Genomic DNA, 17,682 nt, shown 5'->3' with positions numbered 1-17,682 from the left:
TCTATAACGCGGACCAGAGCCGGTGCCGTTCGTTCGGCGGGGGGAGCGAGTACGCGTGAGATAGCGAGGTAGGGTGGGCTTCAGCCCACCATCTTTTTGCCTGAAAAGCGGTGGGCTGAAGCGCCACCCTACATTGTGGAGGATTCACCAGCGCTTGAATCAAAGCGCCGGTGAAAACTGATCAGTCCGGCCGCACCTGCTTCAGTGTCTCAGCGATCATAAACGCCATTTCCAGCGATTGATCGGCGTTTAGGCGCGGATCGCAGTGCGTGTGATAACGGTCCGAGAGGCCGTCTTCTGTAATCGGGCGCGACCCACCAATGCACTCCGTCACGTTCTGTCCGGTCATTTCGATATGGATGCCGCCCGGATAGCTGCCCTCGGCGCGGTGCACGTCGAAGAACCGACGGACCTCGGCCAGCACCCGCGCAAAATCGCGGGTTTTATAGCCGCTGGAGGCCTTCATCGTGTTGCCATGCATCGGGTCGGAACTCCACAGCACCTGCCGGCCCTCGGCCTGAACGGTCTGGATCAGACGTGGCAGCCCTTCCTCGACCTTGTCTGCGCCCATTCGGACGATGAGGTTTAAGCGACCCGGATCGTTTTCGGGATTGAGGATGTCGATCAGGCGGATCAAATCCTCGCTGCCCATGCTCGGCCCAACTTTCACGCCGATCGGGTTACCCACGCCACGCAGAAATTCCACATGGGCGCCGTCCAGCTGACGCGTGCGATCGCCAATCCACAGCATATGCGCAGAGCAGTCGTACCAACCGCCGCTGAGGCTATCCTGACGCACGAATGCCTGTTCGTAGTTCAGCAGCAGCGCTTCGTGGGCAGTAAAAAAGTTGGTTTCCCGCAACTGCGGTGCGTTGTCCATCCCGCACGCGCGCATGAACCGCAGTGCCTGGTCGATCCGTGCGCCTAGCTGGTGATATTTCTCAGCCATCTGTGAGTTGGCGATGAAATCCAGATTCCACTGATGCACTTGATGCAGGTCGGCGAAACCGCCCTGAGCGAAGGCGCGCAATAGATTCAGGCTGGACGTGGATTGGTGATAGGCCTGTAGCAAGCGCTCCGGGTCCGGCACGCGGCTTTTTTGATCGAAGCCGATGCCGTTAACGATATCGCCGCGGTAGGCGGGCAGGGTGACGCCGTTGATGGTCTCGTTGCCGGAGGAGCGCGGCTTGGCGAACTGACCGGCCATGCGGCCGACCTTGATCACGGGGCAGCCGGCCGCGAAGGTCATCACCACGGCCATCTGCAGTAGGACCTTGAAGGTGTCGCGAATCTTCGGCGCGGAGAACTCGGCGAAGCTTTCAGCGCAATCGCCGCCTTGCAGCAGGAACGCGCGGCCTTGGGTCACTTCACCGAACTGCCGCCGCAGCTCCCGCGCCTCACCGGCGAATACCAGCGGAGGCAGGCTCGCCAGTGTGTCCTCGACGCGTTTGAGATGTTCGGCGTCCGGGTACTCAGGCTGCTGCTGGATGGGTTTGGTTCTCCAGCTGGTGGGGCTCCAGGCTTGGCTCATGAGGGTCGTGTCCGTCCGCGAAAAAGTGCGCGGATTTTACCTGATGCGCTGCCGCGGCGCTGATAGCCCTTGCCGATCGGGCTGGTAAGATGCGCCGACCGGTTTGGAGAGCGCGCAATGGACGAGCAGGAAGTGTTGCTGGCGGAAGTGAAGGACGCTTTCGGCCTGATCCGTGTGCTGGAAGTCGGGGAGTATCGGTTTCTTGAATTCGGCGCGGCGGTCGAGCAAAGCTGTGTCTTCACGCAGGACCCCAGCTGGCTGGAGTACGACTATACCCGCGCCATGCTGATGGGTGGCCTGATGCACTCAGCACCGGAAACCGCTTTGTTTCTTGGCCTAGGCGCCGGCACCCTGACACAGGCGTGTCTGGAATTCCTACCCCTGGAAGACGTTGAAGCCATTGAGCTGCGTCCCGACGTGCCGGATCTGGCGATGCGCTATCTCGGCCTGCAGAACGATTCGCGGCTCTACGTTCGCATTGGAGATGCAATCGAACTGCTCGAATCCGCCGAAACGGCTGACTTGATATTCGTCGATCTCTATACCGACGTAGGTCCGGCTGCCGCCCACCTGGCGTGGCGCTTTCTCGAACGCTGTCAGCAGAAATTGAATCCCGATGGCTGGCTGATCATCAACCAGTGGGGCACGGACGAAGACAAGCCGCTCGGCGCAGCACTATTGCGTGGCCTGTTCCATCGTCATTACTGGGAGTGCCCAGTAAAGGAGGGCAATGTCGTGCTGTTCGTGCCTGCGGATCTTGATCAGGCGCTTGACATTTCCGCCTTGCGTGAACGGGCCGCCGCGCTTGCTCCGCGCCTGGGCTACTCGCTCGATTCGCTGATCGATGCGCTGCGAACGGCGAGTTGAGTTCCATCTCGGTTTCCTCTCTCTGAACTCGCTTCGATGAGATTTACTGAAAACAGGCGCAGCAGTGCACGGCTCATCTGTAGAGGCTAGCTCGCATCGCGGATGCAACGTCGGAGGCGGTCCTGTCGATCAGACCGTGTTCGGGAACCTAACTTTCAAGACAAATTTGCACGCACACCGTCACATAATTCCGGTATAGTACGCGCCGGCTGAAACTCAGCTTGCGTTAGGTACTGCAACACACGAAGCGCTGCTTCGGCTGCTGTCCGCTTCTCGCGGCTGTCCTTGACGATTCATCATTCATTACGTTTTCGCAAACCCCGCCGACCAAGGCTGCCAGGGTGACCTTCGGGTTTTGCATGGCATGCGCAGCTTCGGAACATGGGTCTTTGCGGAGCATCAGGAAAAGACCCATGACCCAAGAAATCGGCGGCTTTGCCGCACTCGGTATTCACCCCTCCGTACTCGCAGCTGTTGTCGCTGTGGGCTACGAAGAGCCGTCGGCCATCCAGAGCCAGGCTATTCCGGTAATTCTCGGCGGCCACGACATGATCGGCCAGGCCCAGACCGGTACCGGCAAAACTGCCGCCTTCGCGTTGCCAATCCTGTCAAAGATCGATCCGGCCCGTAAGGAAGTGCAGGCGCTGATTCTCGCGCCCACTCGCGAGCTGGCACTGCAGGTTGCCACCGCTTTCGAAACCTATTCCAAGCAGATGCCTGGCCTGACCGTTGTTGCGGTCTACGGTGGCGCACCGATGGGCCCGCAGCTCAAGGCCATTCGCCAGGGCGCGCAAGTCATCGTCGCCACGCCTGGTCGTCTGGTCGACCACCTGAGCCGTAACAGCGCACTGCTCGGCACCATTCAGTACCTCGTACTCGACGAAGCTGACGAAATGCTCAAGCTGGGCTTCATGGACGACCTCGAAGTCATCTTCGAAGCCATGCCGGAAAGCCGTCAGACCGTGCTGTTCTCCGCGACCCTGCCGCATTCGATTCGCGCCATCGCCGAGAAGCACCTGCGCGAGCCGCAGCACATCAAAGTCGCCACCAAGACCCAGACCGTCGCCCGCATCGAGCAGGCGCACCTGATGGTTCATGCCGACCAGAAGATTGCAGCTGTGCTGCGCCTGCTGGAAGTCGAAGACTTCGACGCACTGATCGCGTTCGTGCGTACCAAGCAGGCCACCCTTGATCTGGCCGCCGCGCTGGAAGCCAAAGGCTACAAGGCCGCTGCGCTGAACGGCGACATCGCCCAGAACCAGCGTGAGCGCGTCATCGAATCGCTGAAGGATGGTCGCCTGGACATCGTGGTCGCAACCGACGTCGCCGCGCGCGGCCTCGATGTGTCACGTATCACCCACGTTTTCAACGTGGATATGCCTTACGACCCCGAGTCGTACGTGCACCGTATCGGCCGTACTGGCCGTGCCGGTCGCGAAGGTCGCGCACTGCTGCTGGTGACCCCGCGTGAGCGCCGCATGCTGCAGGTCATCGAGCGTGTAACCAATCAAAAGGTTGCCGAAGCACGTCTGCCTAACGGTCAGCAAGTACTTGAAGCACGCATCAAGAAGTTGACCAACAGCTTGGCTCCGCTGGTAGCAGATGCTGAAGCGAGCCATGGCGAGCTGCTTGACAAGCTGGTAGCCGACATCGGCTGCAGTCCGCGCGCACTGGCCGCTGCGCTGCTGCGCAAAGCCACTAATGGGCAAGCATTGACCTTGGCGGAAGTCGAGAAAGAGCAGCCGCTGGTTCCCACCAGCGCGCCTCGGGGTGAACGCTCCGATCGTCCAGAGCGTAGCGGTGACCGCGAGCGTCGTGCCCCGGTCCCGCTGGCTGAAGGCCGCGCTCGCTGCCGCAGCCCACTGGGCGCCCGTGACGGCATCGCTGCTCGCAACCTGCTCGGCGCCATCCTCAACGAAGGCGGCCTGGCCCGCGAAGCTATCGGCCGCATCCAGGTGCGCGACAGCTTCAGCCTGGTCGAACTGCCGGAAGAGGGCCTCGAGCGTCTGTTGGGTAAGCTCAAGGACACCCGCGTCGGTGGTAAGCAACTGAAGCTGCGCCGCTATCGCGAAGATTGATGCTTAGATGTAGCGGCACGCGATGAGGCTATGCCTCGTCAGAAAAGAAAGGGTGGACTTCGGTCCACCCTTTTTTGCATCTGCCATTTGCCAGAACGGTAGGGTGGATCGCACTTCGCCAATCCGCCCAACAAATCGACAGAACCACTGGCGCTTATGGTGGATGAGAAAAGCGTTATCCACCCTCCGTTAGTTGCCCTTTTTTGCTGCTGGCTGGCCCGTGTAAGGTCCCCAAAACGGCACGTATCGCTGCTGGAATGGTAGGGTGATCGCGCTTCTCCGATCCACCAACCCAAAGCACAACGTCCGCACCTCGCTACCAAATCCAAAAACCTGACCCAAACGTCTAGGCTGTTCAAACTCTGAGCAACATGCTACAAACGACCGGAACCCAAATGATCTAGCCGCTTGAAAACGAAGGGAAAACCATGACCAAGTCGGAGTTGATCGAGCGTATCGTCACCCAACAAGGGCTGCTGTCGTCCAAGGATGTGGAACTGGCAATCAAAACCATGCTTGAGCAAATGGCTCAGGCACTGGCCACTGGTGATCGCATTGAAATCCGCGGCTTCGGCAGTTTTTCCCTCCATTACCGCGCCCCCCGCGTCGGCCGAAACCCCAAGACCGGCCAATCCGTCCCGCTCGACGGCAAGTTCGTCCCGCATTTCAAGCCGGGGAAGGAATTGCGGGATCGGGTGAACGAAGATGAGTAAATTGTCTTAAGCGCTATTCTCTAGCTTATTGAGAACTACTCGCATTGATGGGTGCTGGCTATCGCAGCCGATTATCGTCAAGTAATGGAAGTGCGTGCACGCTTATGACATGATTCGCGCCTTTTTGTTATTGGATGGCAGAATGACATGACTAACGACAGGCGATTTCGAACTACCGATGGCGAAATAGATCTTATCGAATTGGCTCAAGCGCTTTGGGCCGAAAAAATCATAATTCTTGCCTTTATCGTCGCTGCGACATCGGCTGCGCTTGGGTACTATCTCTCCGTTGCGCCTCAATTTGCTTCCCAGGCAACCATTGCGTCAGCGCCGCTCAATGCGTTTGGCTCTCTTGCCGGCGCGCTTGAGGCTCGGCAGTCTGACCGTTCTTCTTCTGGTATCGCAGCAGGTACCCAGGTGGCGAACGATACCTTCTCTGTGTTTGTCATGAATCTGAATTCACCGAGCGAGCAGCGCGTGTTTAAAGATAGTCTCGCGTCCGCGGCGCCGTTTGCACTCACGGTCTCAAAAGGGCGTACCACTTCTGATCCGATCGCTATCTCAGCAACTGCAGGTGCAGCCGATATAGCGAAGGACGCGGTTGAAAACTATCTCATTTATACCTCGCGCGTTACCGCGGCTCAAATAAATGACTATCTCTCAGGTCTCGGTATAACCCAGCGCGTCGAGCCTGGCTCTCTCTATCGTCTAGAGCAGCCGGCGGCCGTCAACTCGGCCCCTGTAAAACCAAGGCGAAACTTAATTATCTCGCTGGGCTTCGTGCTGGGCGGAATGCTCGGTGTATTCGTTGCACTGATTCGAATCATGTACAAAAAGCGAATTAGCAAAGGCTAAGCATGCCTATCTGGCGTGATGCCGCTATCGCCACTAAGTTAAAGGACTAGTTCGTGGGATATCCCCAAATCCAGCACCACGGCGCCAAGGACGGCGTAACCGGCTCCTGCCATCAACTGCGCATGAATGCTCCCAATAGTTTGCTGACCGACTGCGGCCTGTTCCAAGGTAACGACGCCTCGATCCCAGGTGAGCCAAGCGCGGATCGTCTGGCCATTGAGTTCCCTCTTGATACGATAAAAGCGCTGGTCGCCACCCACGTGCACATCGACCACGTTGGGCGCATCCCCTATTTGCTAACGGCACGCTTCTATGGCCCCATCTTATGTAGCGAGCCTTCCGCCAAACTCCTGCCGATCGTGCTGGAAGATGCCTTCAAGTTAGGCTTCAGCCGTGACCGGGCAAAGGTCGAGAAATATATCCAACTCGTAGGGCAGCGGATCGTCGCGCTGCCCAATAAACAGTGGTTCACCCTGAGGGATACGGACGAGCTGCTGGCTCGCATTCGGCTGCAGCGTGCCGGGCATATTTTCGGGTCTGCCTACGTGGAGATCGATAGACAGTCACATGGACCACCAGCGCATCGTCCAGCATCTGGCCCAAACCGCACGACCGGCTATCGTCATAGCCGGCGGCGGCATGTGCAGCGGCGGCCGTATCGTCAATCATCTGAAGGCCGTGCTTGGCGACAAAAGGCACAACGTTCTGTTCGTCGGTTTTCAAGCCAAGGGCACCCCAGGACATGAGATACCAGCCTATGGGCCGAAGGGCGGCTATGTTGACCTTGATAGCGAACGCGTCGAAATCCGCGCTGGGATCTCCAGCATTGGCGGCTACTCAGCGCATGCGGATCAGAACGGATTAGTGGGCTTTTTGACTGACATGCGGCAATGGTCGACTGAGATACGGGGGTTCTGGGGAAGCGTCGGCCAAGGAAGTATTAGCAGCTCAGCTGCACAAGCAATACAAACGGGGGGACAAGAAACTTAACGTGGTGACGCTCAGATAGTTCTCGGCGCTAGCCAAGCAGGACTGGACCAACGCCCCATAACGTACCAGCAGTTAATTCAGAAAAACTTTGTCTAGATGGATGTTTCGTATGCTCAGCTTACAAGAGATCAAACTTGCTATTATCGGCCTTGGCTATGTCGGCCTGCCGCTTGCGGTCGAATTCGGTAAGTACCGTTCAGTGGTGGGATTCGATATCAATCAACAGCGCATTAATGCCCTGCGGGCCGGCCATGACTCTACCTTAGAAGTAAGCGACGACGAGCTGAAAGAAGCCTCTAAACTCAGCTACAGTGCCAGCCTCGCTGACCTGAAAAGTTGCAATGTGTTCATCGTTACCGTTCCTACGCCTATTGATGAACATAAACAGCCCGATCTCACGCCGCTGATCAAGGCGTCTGAAAGCATTGGTTCCGTTTTGAAACGAGGCGATATCGTAATTTACGAATCGACGGTCTATCCAGGCGCTACCGAGGAAGATTGCGTACCCGTTCTTGAAAGGGTCTCCGGCTTGAAGTTCAACGTAGATTTTTTTGCGGGCTATAGCCCTGAGCGCATCAATCCAGGAGACAAGGAACACCGTGTTACGACGATTAGGAAGGTAACATCGGGCTCGACCCCGGTAGTAGCCGACCTAGTAGATGACCTATACAAGGAGATTATTACGGCCGGTACCCACAAGGCCAGCTGTATCAAGGTTGCTGAGGCGGCGAAAGTCATTGAGAACACCCAGCGCGACCTTAATATCGCCTTAATCAACGAGCTGGCAATCATTTTCAATCGGATGGGTATCGATACCGAAGCCGTACTCCAGGCAGCCGGAACCAAATGGAATTTTCTTCCGTTCCGTCCAGGCTTGGTGGGTGGCCATTGCATAGGGGTCGATCCCTACTACCTGACCCATAAGGCCCAGAGCGTTGGCTATAACCCGGAGATCATCCTGGCCGGGCGCCGCCTCAACGATGGGATGGGTGCGTACGTTGTGTCGCAATTGGTAAAGGCAATGCTCAAACGCCGTATTCATGTCGACGGTGCACGGGTCTTAGTGATGGGCTTGACTTTCAAGGAAAACTGCCCAGACCTGCGTAACACCCGGGTAGTGGACATCATCGCCGAACTGGGGGAGTACAATATACGAGTCGATGTTTACGATCCTTGGGTCTCCGCTGCGGAAGCGCAGCATGAACATGGAATTAGTCCGATTGGTGAGCCGGTCATCAGTGCCTACGACGGTATCGTCCTGGCTGTCGCTCACAACGAATTTCGCGCGCTAGGGTCCGAAAACATTAGGCGCTATGGCAAGCCCGAGCACGTTCTCTACGATCTGAAATATTTGCTTAGTTCCGAAGAGGCAGATCTGCGCTTGTGATAGCTGAAGAACAGGCCGTCACGAAATGTCGGCGTTTGTTCAATGCGACTACCCGCGCCGAATAAAGGTGAGAGCTATATGACCCGTTACGAGTCTTTGCTGCAAGAGCTTCCAAAGACCCCTAAGACCTGGCTTGTCACTGGAGTGGCTGGCTTTATTGGTTCCAACCTGCTCGAGACACTACTGAAGCTCGATCAACGCGTGGTGGGATTAGACAACTTCGCCACCGGGCATCAGCGCAACCTGGATGAAATCCAAGGCCTCGTCACATGCCAGCAGTGGGCCCGCTTCAAATTCGTTCAAGGTGATATCCGTAACCTGGATGACTGCCGCCAGGCCTGTGAGAGCGTGGATTACGTGCTCCACCAAGCCGCACTCGGCTCGGTCCCGCGCTCTGTTAACGATCCGATTACCACCAACGGCGCCAATATTGATGGCTTCCTTAATATGTTGGTCGCCGCCCGTGACGCCGATGTGAAAAGTTTTACTTACGCGGCCAGCAGCTCCACCTATGGTGACCATCCCGGCCTACCTAAAGTCGAGAATGTAATTGGCAAGCCGCTGTCGCCTTATGCCGTTACAAAATACGTCAACGAGCTATACGCTGACGTATTCGCTCGCACCTACGGTTTCACGACCATCGGCCTACGGTATTTCAATGTATTTGGCAAACGCCAGGACCCGGACGGTGCCTACGCCGCCGTAATCCCTAAGTGGACAGCGGCAATGATTAAGGGTGAAGACGTGTTCATCAACGGTGACGGCGAAACCAGTCGAGATTTTTGCTTCATCGATAACACTGTGGAAGCTAACTTGTTAGCCGCTCTGACCACCGACGATGCGGCGCGCAATCAAGTCTACAACGTTGCGGTCAGCGCCCGTACTAACCTCAACCAGTTGTTTGCCGCTATTAGGGACACGCTAGCGGGAAATGGCGTCCGCTATGACAAGGTTCCGATTTATCGTGGTTTTCGCACTGGTGATGTACGCCACTCCCAGGCCGACATTAATAAAATCCAAGACCTGCTCGGATATGCTTCGCAGTACTCAATTCAGGACGGTCTCGCCAGTGCTATGCCTTGGTATATAGCCCATGCTTGATCTGACCATTAACTGTAAACACAAATGCGGTTGGTTGATTACCTCCTGCCAATCTGAAAAATTCCAAACACTGGAAGAACTAAATCATGAAAAAATTCGCTCTGGTCGGCGCGGCGGGTTATATCGCTCCGCGTCACATGCAAGCAATCAAGGCTACTGGCAACAATCTCGTCGCAGCGTTGGATCCGAACGACTCGGTCGGCATTATCGACAGCCACTTCCCTGAAGCTGATTTTTTTACTGAATTCGAGCGTTTCGATCGCCACCTCGACAAACTCCGTCGTAGCAACGACGACAAGAAAGTGGACTATGTTTCGATTTGCTCACCCAATTACCTGCACGATTCCCATATGCGCTTTGCACTGCGCTCCGGTGCGGATGCCATCTGCGAAAAGCCGCTGGTACTGAATCCCTGGAACATTGATGGCCTGCTGGAAATCGAAAAGGATACCGGTAAGAAGGTCAACACGATTCTGCAACTTCGTGTGCACCCTGCCATCATTGCCTTGCGCGAGAAGGTCCTAAAAGAAAAACGCGCATCCAAGCACGAGGTCGACTTGACTTATATCACTTCCCGCGGCCATTGGTATTTTCAGTCTTGGAAGGGTGATAACAAAAAATCAGGCGGCATTGCTACCAATATTGGCGTGCATTTCTTCGACATGCTGCACTTCGTCTTTGGTGAACTGCAAGACAATCGACTTCATCATCGCTCCGATACCAGGGCAGCCGGCTATTTGGAGTATGAAAACGCACGTGTACGCTGGTACCTCTCGGTAGATGTGAAAGACGTTCCCCAGGCACAACTGGATGTAGGGCAGCGCACCTTCCGCTCCATCACGGTCGATAAGGAGGAAATTGAGTTTTCGGGCGGCTTCACAGATCTACATATTCGCAGCTATCAGGAAATTCTTTCCGGCCGTGGCTTTGGCCTGGAGGAAAACCGCACCGCCATAGCAACAGTCTCCGCCATTCGAGACGCCCAGCCTGTCGGCATGCAAGGAGATTATCACCCGTTTTTTAACCATCACCTGGCTTAAGTCCCGTCATGACCCACTATCAGCACCCTAGCGCCATTATCGATGACGGCGCAGAGATCGGCGAAGGCTCGCGCGTCTGGCATTTTGTTCACGTCTGTGGCGGTGCTCGCATTGGCAAGGGCGTATCCCTTGGTCAGAACGTATTCGTCGGAAACAAGGTTTTTATCGGCGACAACTGCAAAGTGCAGAATAACGTCTCGGTGTACGACAACGTTACCCTTGAAGACGGGGTGTTTTGCGGCCCAAGCATGGTTTTCACTAATGTTTATAACCCACGCTCCTTGGTAGCGCGCAAAGACCAATACCGTGAAACGCTTGTAAAGAAGGGCGCCACTCTCGGGGCCAATTGCACCGTTGTCTGCGGACTGACTATTGGGGAATACGCTTTCGTCGGAGCGGGTGCGGTAGTCAACAAGGACGTACCGGCCTATGCCCTGCTGGTCGGCGTACCCGCCCGACAGATCGGCTGGATGAGCGAGTTTGGTGAACGACTGGAATTGCCGGTGACGGGTGAGGGCGAAGTCGTCTGCCCGCACACTGGTACCCGTTACGTGCTAAGCGGCAATACACTACTCAAACAAATGGACACGCTGTAATGATCGAATTCATTGACCTAAGAGCCCAGCAAGCCCGAATTAAAGACCGGATCGATACAAACATCCAGCGTGTCCTGACTCACGGCCAGTATATTCTCGGCCCAGAAGTGGCCGAGTTGGAAGAGAAACTCGCAGCTTTTGTCGGCGCTAAATACTGCATCACCTGCGCAAACGGCACCGATGCGCTGCAGATCGCTCAGATGGCGCTGGGCATCGGTCCAGGAGATGAGGTCATCACCCCCGGCTTCACCTATATCGCCACTGCCGAAACCGTGGCCCTGCTCGGTGCCAAGCCGGTGTACGTGGATATCGACCCGCATACCTATAACCTTGACCCGCTGCTGCTAGACGCTGTCATTACTCCGCAAACCAAGGCGATTATCCCGGTATCCTTGTACGGACAATGCGCCGATTACGACGCCATTAATGCTATTGCATGCAAATATGGCGTCCCGGTAATAGAGGATGCCGCGCAGAGCTTTGGTGCGTCTTACAAGGGCAAACGTTCCTGCAATTTAACCGCTATTGCCTGCACCAGCTTCTTTCCCAGCAAACCGCTGGGATGTTATGGCGACGGCGGGGCGCTCTTCACTAACGATGAGGAGATAGCCAAGGTTATTCGCGAGATTGCTCGTCACGGTCAGGATCGCCGTTATCACCATATTCGTGTTGGCATGAATAGTCGCTTGGATACGCTGCAAGCCGCTATTCTGCTGCCAAAACTGGAAATCCTCGAAGAGGAAATGCAACTTCGTCAACAAGCTGCGACGCGTTATGATTGCCTACTGCAAGCCGCCGGTATTGATAGCATGCCTTATATAGAACCGCACAATATCAGTGCTTACGCCCAGTACACCATACGCGTCAGCAACCGCGAAGCCATCCAAGCTAGTCTCAAGGAAGCTGGCATACCTACTGCGGTCCACTATCCAATTCCGCTGAATAAGCAACCTGCTGTTGCTGATAGCGTCGTACAGTTGCCGGTAGGCGATAAGCTATCGGAAGAGGTGATGAGTTTACCGATGCACCCATATTTGAATGAAAAAGAGCAAGAAAAGATCGTTTCATCGCTTTTAAATGGACGACCACATCTGTGCACATTTTAATAATCCCTTCGTGGTATCCGAAATACCCTGGCGATCTAAGTGGCTGCTTCTTTCGCGAGCAGGCGCTAGCACTTAAGAAAAACGACTGCAAAATAGGTGTAATATTTCCGCAGCTTCGGTCGGTAAAAGACTGGCGAAAGGTCTTGCAAGGTGAATATGGATTAACCGTTGAAGATGACTATGGTTTGCCTACATATAGAAGCCATGGCATCAGCTGGTTTCCACGAATTGCACGAATTGGTGCTTGGCTTTGGATAAAACATGGGAAGTACCTTTATAACGAGTATGTTAAAGAACATGGACGACCTGACGTCATTCACGCGCACTCTGCTATTTATGGGGGATGTCTAGCCTTTGAACTCTCAACGCAACACGGTATACCGTATATAATCACCGAACACAGCACAGCTTACGCACGAAATCGAATTAGCGGAGATCTTAAAACGCTTTGCTCAGCGGCAATTGCGCAAGCTAATTATAGAATAGCCGTCAGCAAAGAATTTTCGCAACTTTTAGAGGGTTTTTACAATCTCGCGCACGCGAATTGGAATTACATCGCTAATATTGTAAATAGCAAATTCTCGGAACGTCCGTTAGAGAGCCAAGGAAAGGGTAAGTTCACATTTATAAACGTTGCATCATTAACAAAAAAAAAGTCATTAGATATCTTGATTCGTGCGTTCAATGTCGCTTCCAAAGAAAACAATGATATAGCGCTAAAGATAGGCGGCGACGGGCCCGAGAAAGTTAAGCTTGAGCAACTTGCAATTAGCCTAGGAATTAATGACAAAGTTACCTTCCTTGGAAAGTTAACGCGGGATCAAGTCGTCGAGGAAATGGCGAAATCAGACGCTTTTGCGCTGTCGAGCAAATTTGAAACCTTTGGTGTTGTGGTTATTGAAGCATTAGCTTTAGGGAAACCTGTAATAGCGACCCGCTGCGGCGGGCCAGAATCCATAGTGCGCAAACAAGACGGAATATTAGTCTCCACTGATGATGTTGTGGGGCTTGCAGCAGCAATGAATGAGATCTACAACAATCGCGAACTGTATGATCACCATGAAATCAGGCAGTCTTGTGTAGCTCGTTTTGGCGAAAAAGCTATAGCGCAGCAATTGAAATCAGTCTATGCCACAGTCATCTCAAAGAGCTAAAAAAAGCCCCGCGGCGCATATGAATAAATCAAAAGTACTCGGTTATGCTGTTGGTCCAGTAGGCTCGGCGCTGCTCGGATTCGTTTCTTTACCAATTATAACGTGGTTTTATTCGGCTGAGGATGTTGGCCGAATCGCCATGCTGCAGGTCGCCACTAGCTTCTGCGTGCTGCTGTTTTGCCTTGGTTTAGATCAAGCCTACGTGCGTGAGTACCACGAAGAAAAAGACCGACCTGCCTTATTAAAAAACGCACTGTTACCTGGCTTGTTATCATTAGCGATATCGGGTTTTGTAGTCTTGTTTTATGATACCGAATTGCTCTCTCGAATTATGTATGCAGAGCCCAGTACAACTTTTTCTTTATTGACAATAGGATGTTTTGCTGCAGCGCTAATTTCTCGCTTTTTGTCATTGATATTACGAATGCAGGAAAAGGCACTCGCCTTTTCTATGAGCCAACTGCTACCCAAGCTGTTATTTATAATTGTTATAAGTGTTGGCGCCTTGATGACTATTCGGGCTAGTTTTTATACGCTAATTACAGTGCACGCTATTTCGATCGTGACTGCCATGTTGGTTTTTGCATGGAATACCCGCAGCGACTGGGTATTAGCAGCAGGCCGCCCGTTAAATAAGGCCAGGCTCCATCATCTGCTACAGTTTGGATTACCGCTGGTTGTCGGTGGTATTGCTTCCTGGGGATTGAACTTCATGGACAAGTTATTCCTCCGTTTTTTATCTGGCTTCACAGAATTGGGCATTTACTCGGTAACAACAAGCATTGCTGCCGGCATAGGAGTTTTCTCAGGTATTTTTACCACTATATGGGCTCCGACCGTTTTTAAGTGGGCCGCTGAAGGTATTAGCCCTGAAAAGATAGACGAAATATCGGAGCATGTCGCGGCCGCTGCGTTTTTTATTTTTGTCATAACCGGCCTGCTATCTTGGACGCTACCTTATTTTCTGCCCGATATTTACGAGCCGGTACAATATTTAATAACGGCATGCATAGCCGCACCATTATTTTACGCACTGTCAGAAGCTGCCGCTATCGGTATTAGTATCAAGCGAAAAACTAGCTACTCTATGCTGGCTTCCGTTGTTGCAGTCTCATCAAACCTTGTTGGTAACTATATGCTTGTGCCGACGTATGGGGCTGCGGGTGCAGCCGCTTCCACGGCCTTATCGTTCTGGATTTTTTTGCTATGTCGCACCGAGCTTGCATGTGTTGCTTGGCGAAGAGTCCCTAGGTTTAAACTTTACAGTACGACCTTTTTATGTTTGGCTATAGCCGTTACCGTGTCGTTAATACAGGTAGAGTTCAGATTTTTCTCTGCTGTGGTTTGGTTTGTGGCTGGGTGTGTAGGATTTTCGTTTTATAAAAGATCGATAATTGTGGCTAAAAATGAACTCGTTGCGCTCTTCCAAAAATCTGGCCTTAGATTCGATTAAGCGTTTAGCTTATGTGATGTTTACTGTAAATATATATAAGGGTTTTTACTTCGCTACTATTGCTTTTGGTTTTTTGGCTTACTGGTCAGGTAATGGTGTAATATCTTACGGACCAATGCTGCTTTTTCTGTTACTTTGTTGTTTATCAGTTTTTCTCTCTGAGTCGCGTTTTAGTTTGTTGGGGTGGTTTTTGTCTTGTTCGGCCATGCCGTTCTCGCTCTTGGCCTTGATGTATCACAGCAGCGCCCCGTTTGAAGGAAAACTTGTAACGAAGGTATCCATTTTAATGGCTATTCTTCCGTTGCTAGTTTTAACATCAATTAAGATCAACACATCATTATGTAGGCGAGAGTTATTCGGTTTTTATAAGCTCTCTGCTTTCTTCTTTTTAATAGTTCAGCTTGCGATTTGTGCTGGGCAGCTATTAACCTATCGGTATGGGTTTGGATTTCCGGTCAGCGAGTTTTATGTGGATTCAAATTTAATCACCGGCACATATAATAATCCGAATGATCTGGCCGCTGTCGTGCTAGTGGTCTCTTTAGTTTATGTTGTCATCGAGGCAGGAGACCGGGTATCGCACTCATCGCTGTTTTGGATAATGTTTTTTTCCTTGATTTTGCTCACTGCTTCACGTGCCTCCCTAGTTGTTGGGGTATTCATATTTCTATTTCGTGGTGGGCTAAATAACCGGCTTATCATCTACTTTTTTTTATTGGTGGGGGCGGCGGTTGGCGTTGTTTTTTTTATGGACGGTAATGTGGTTGGGAGTGGGCCCATCTTGCGGTCTATAACGAAACTTTCATCTATCAGTAGCATTCTCACCGAGGGGATCTCTAGCGACAACTCTATGTCGCTCAGAATAGTTTCGTACCTGCATTTCGTTACTAAGCTCCCTGTGTTGGGCCTGGGGAGCATGGAGTTGAACGATTATTACGCTTATTCTAGCGGAGCAAGCTTCGATAAGTCGCTAATGTTTCAGAACCCTCACTCGCTAGTGGTTGAGGTGGGCTATTGGCTGGGGTGGCTAGGGCTTTTTCTGTTGTTTTTATTTCTTTTTTGCCTTTTTATTTTTGTCGGGAAAAGGAGATGGTTCTTTTTTAGTATTTTTGTCGTGGCCTCGAGTATACCTTCAAGCGTCCTGGGGGATTTTATCTTCTTTGCGTTTTTCATTTTAGCAGCTGTGGGCGAGGCGTATTATGGGCGAGTGTCGAAAATGACTTGACCGGCTTTACTTCGGTATTAGATTCTATCTGTTCTTCAAAGTGGGAGTGGGCCGGATCGTATCGAGTCTTTTGTGACGCTACATGATCGAACTGGCGATGAGTTTTGTCATGTCCCTTTAAAGGTTAGCGACATACCGCTGTTTCACAGCTTTGTGTATGGTGTAATCTATGGTCCCTGGAGCGACGGCCGTACCGCTTCCTCGTTGAGCTGTTATCCGGGGGCTTTCGATATTATTTATCTGCGTTTAAGATGTACGTTACGGTGGGTTTGGCCTGTCCTGGGTTCGTGATAAAGGGCAGTTATAGTCGAAGCATTTGGGATGTAACCACGCAATCGCTTGTAGCCAGATATCGAATCGATAGTGGCACCTGTCGCTCGGAGACGAAAACTACAGCGGATTTGCGATTTGTGGACAGCGCTGACTCAAAGTATGGATTCAGGGGCTAGATGAAAGATATTGCTTATGTCGTAGGTGGGTTGTGGCGCCATCACCCGGGTTTGCATTCCAAAGTGCTGGGTGCCGCCCGGTTGTGGGCCGCCAGCGGCGTCCAAGTTAAAGTGGTGCTCTATTCCGAAGGCCGGGTTATCGATTGCCTCGGTAATACGGTGAGCAGCTTGCCGGCCGCACGAGCGAAAAAGCTGGAGGCTTACTACGACATCAAGCTGAGCAAAATTCGTCGACTTGCTGCATTGCGCCACCAGTACATTTTTCTTAAGGAAGTGCTGACCGACTTGAGCCCCGATATTGTCTACACCCGTTATGCCTTGCCATTTCCCGGTATTCACCAGTTTTTCGGTGCGGTCTGTCCTTATGTAATCGAAATCAACTCCGATGACCTTGTTGAATATGGGCTGAAGAGTTCCTGGACTGGCCGTTTCAATCGATTTTTTCGCAAGGGCTTTATGCGCAATGCCGCCGGGTTGTGTTTTATCTCTCGGGAAATGGCCACGTCGCCTTCGTTCAATTGGTACCGCGGTAAGACTGATGTAATTGCCAACAGTATCGATTGCGGTGATTACCCTTTTGTCGGTAGTACTGCTAACGATCAGGTCAATCTATGTTTTATCGGTTCGCCAGGCCAGTGTTGGCATGGGCTGGACAAGATCAACCTGCTGAGTTCTTATTATCCGCAGTGGACCTTTCACATTATTGGCCCAGGGCGTGATGAGTATTCTGCTTCGGGTATTCAGCCGGGGCCGAATATAGTTTTTCACGGTTATTTATCCGGTCAGGCGTCCAAGGATTTGTTACAGTCGATGGATGTGGGGATTTCCACTCTGGCTTTACACCGTAAGTCGATGAATGAAGCCTCCCCTTTGAAATCCCGGCAGTATCTTGCGCAGGGAATACCATTTATTAGCGCCTATGATGATACCGATATTGCGGCAAAGGACTTTGTCTATCAGTTGCCCAATACCGAATCCAATGTGTCGGACTCGCTTGCCGCACTCGGTGATTTTGTCATCAGGGTTTTTCGCGATGAGCAGTTTCGACATGCCGCGAGGGCGTTTGCGGAAGCTCGACTCGATAGTCGGATTATCGAGCGCAAACGCTTGCAATTCATCTCGTCTTGCCTGTGAAAT

At 52.8% G+C, this 17,682-nt stretch carries 13 protein-coding genes and 2 pseudogenes; 14 read left to right on the top strand and 1 reads right to left on the bottom strand.

Annotated features, from left to right (window positions below):
* Positions 1-181 precede the first annotated feature (181 nt).
* Complete coding sequence (locus tag K4O48_RS12960; protein WP_222908773.1) at positions 182-1,531, bottom strand: class II 3-deoxy-7-phosphoheptulonate synthase; 1,350 nt, start codon at positions 1,529-1,531, stop codon at positions 182-184.
* Between the two features lie 117 nt (positions 1,532-1,648).
* Between K4O48_RS12960 and K4O48_RS12955 the strand changes: the two genes are divergently transcribed.
* From K4O48_RS12955 to K4O48_RS12890, 14 genes and pseudogenes are all read left to right on the top strand, one after another.
* Complete coding sequence (locus tag K4O48_RS12955) at positions 1,649-2,398, top strand: spermidine synthase (RefSeq protein ID WP_222908771.1); 750 nt, start codon at positions 1,649-1,651, stop codon at positions 2,396-2,398.
* Between the two features lie 381 nt (positions 2,399-2,779).
* Positions 2,780-4,476, top strand: a pseudogene (locus K4O48_RS12950) (DEAD/DEAH box helicase).
* Between the two features lie 428 nt (positions 4,477-4,904).
* Positions 4,905-5,189: an integration host factor subunit beta gene (gene ihfB, locus K4O48_RS12945; RefSeq protein ID WP_019340642.1), complete on the top strand. Its 285-nt coding sequence runs from the start codon at positions 4,905-4,907 to the stop codon at positions 5,187-5,189.
* 147 nt (positions 5,190-5,336) lie between these two features.
* Positions 5,337-6,044, top strand: a complete 708-nt coding sequence (locus tag K4O48_RS12940; RefSeq protein ID WP_222908768.1) for a Wzz/FepE/Etk N-terminal domain-containing protein — start codon at positions 5,337-5,339, stop codon at positions 6,042-6,044.
* 53 nt (positions 6,045-6,097) lie between these two features.
* A pseudogene (locus K4O48_RS12935) lies at positions 6,098-7,053 on the top strand (MBL fold metallo-hydrolase).
* 90 nt (positions 7,054-7,143) lie between these two features.
* A complete protein-coding gene (gene tviB, locus K4O48_RS12930; protein WP_222908767.1) occupies positions 7,144-8,421 on the top strand; it encodes a Vi polysaccharide biosynthesis UDP-N-acetylglucosamine C-6 dehydrogenase TviB in 1,278 nt (425 codons plus the stop codon).
* Between the two features lie 78 nt (positions 8,422-8,499).
* Positions 8,500-9,522: an NAD-dependent epimerase/dehydratase family protein gene (locus K4O48_RS12925; protein ID WP_222908766.1), complete on the top strand. Its 1,023-nt coding sequence runs from the start codon at positions 8,500-8,502 to the stop codon at positions 9,520-9,522.
* A gap of 86 nt (positions 9,523-9,608) precedes the next feature.
* Positions 9,609-10,562 (top strand): Gfo/Idh/MocA family protein, encoded by a 954-nt coding sequence (locus tag K4O48_RS12920; protein ID WP_222908764.1) that lies wholly within the window; start codon positions 9,609-9,611, stop codon positions 10,560-10,562.
* Positions 10,563-10,570: 8 nt separating this feature from the next.
* On the top strand, positions 10,571-11,158 hold the full coding sequence (wbpD, locus tag K4O48_RS12915) for a UDP-2-acetamido-3-amino-2,3-dideoxy-D-glucuronate N-acetyltransferase (protein ID WP_222908763.1): 588 nt from the start codon (positions 10,571-10,573) through the stop codon (positions 11,156-11,158).
* Positions 11,158-12,264, top strand: a complete 1,107-nt coding sequence (locus K4O48_RS12910) for a DegT/DnrJ/EryC1/StrS family aminotransferase (RefSeq protein ID WP_222908761.1) — start codon at positions 11,158-11,160, stop codon at positions 12,262-12,264. The genes wbpD and K4O48_RS12910 overlap by 1 nt, the downstream gene beginning before the upstream one ends.
* The gene (locus K4O48_RS12905; RefSeq protein WP_222908759.1) at positions 12,252-13,418 is read left to right on the top strand and encodes a glycosyltransferase; all 1,167 of its coding nucleotides are present in this window, start codon (positions 12,252-12,254) and stop codon (positions 13,416-13,418) included. Before K4O48_RS12910 ends, K4O48_RS12905 begins: the two co-directional genes overlap by 13 nt.
* 19 nt (positions 13,419-13,437) lie before the next feature.
* Positions 13,438-14,871 (top strand): lipopolysaccharide biosynthesis protein, encoded by a 1,434-nt coding sequence (locus K4O48_RS12900; RefSeq protein WP_222908758.1) that lies wholly within the window; start codon positions 13,438-13,440, stop codon positions 14,869-14,871.
* Positions 14,825-16,096, top strand: coding sequence for an O-antigen ligase family protein (locus tag K4O48_RS12895; RefSeq protein WP_222908756.1), 1,272 nt, complete (start codon positions 14,825-14,827; stop codon positions 16,094-16,096). The genes K4O48_RS12900 and K4O48_RS12895 overlap by 47 nt, the downstream gene beginning before the upstream one ends.
* A gap of 449 nt (positions 16,097-16,545) precedes the next feature.
* A complete protein-coding gene (locus K4O48_RS12890; RefSeq protein ID WP_222908754.1) occupies positions 16,546-17,679 on the top strand; it encodes a glycosyltransferase in 1,134 nt (377 codons plus the stop codon).
* The last annotated feature ends 3 nt before the right edge of the window (positions 17,680-17,682 follow it).

Origin of the sequence: Pseudomonas sp. DNDY-54, from assembly GCF_019880365.1 — a bacterium.
Classification (GTDB): Bacteria; Pseudomonadota; Gammaproteobacteria; order Pseudomonadales; family Pseudomonadaceae; genus Stutzerimonas; species Stutzerimonas stutzeri_P.
Note: the sequence above shows the minus strand (reverse complement) of the source record. Positions and strands in the feature narration are given on the sequence as shown.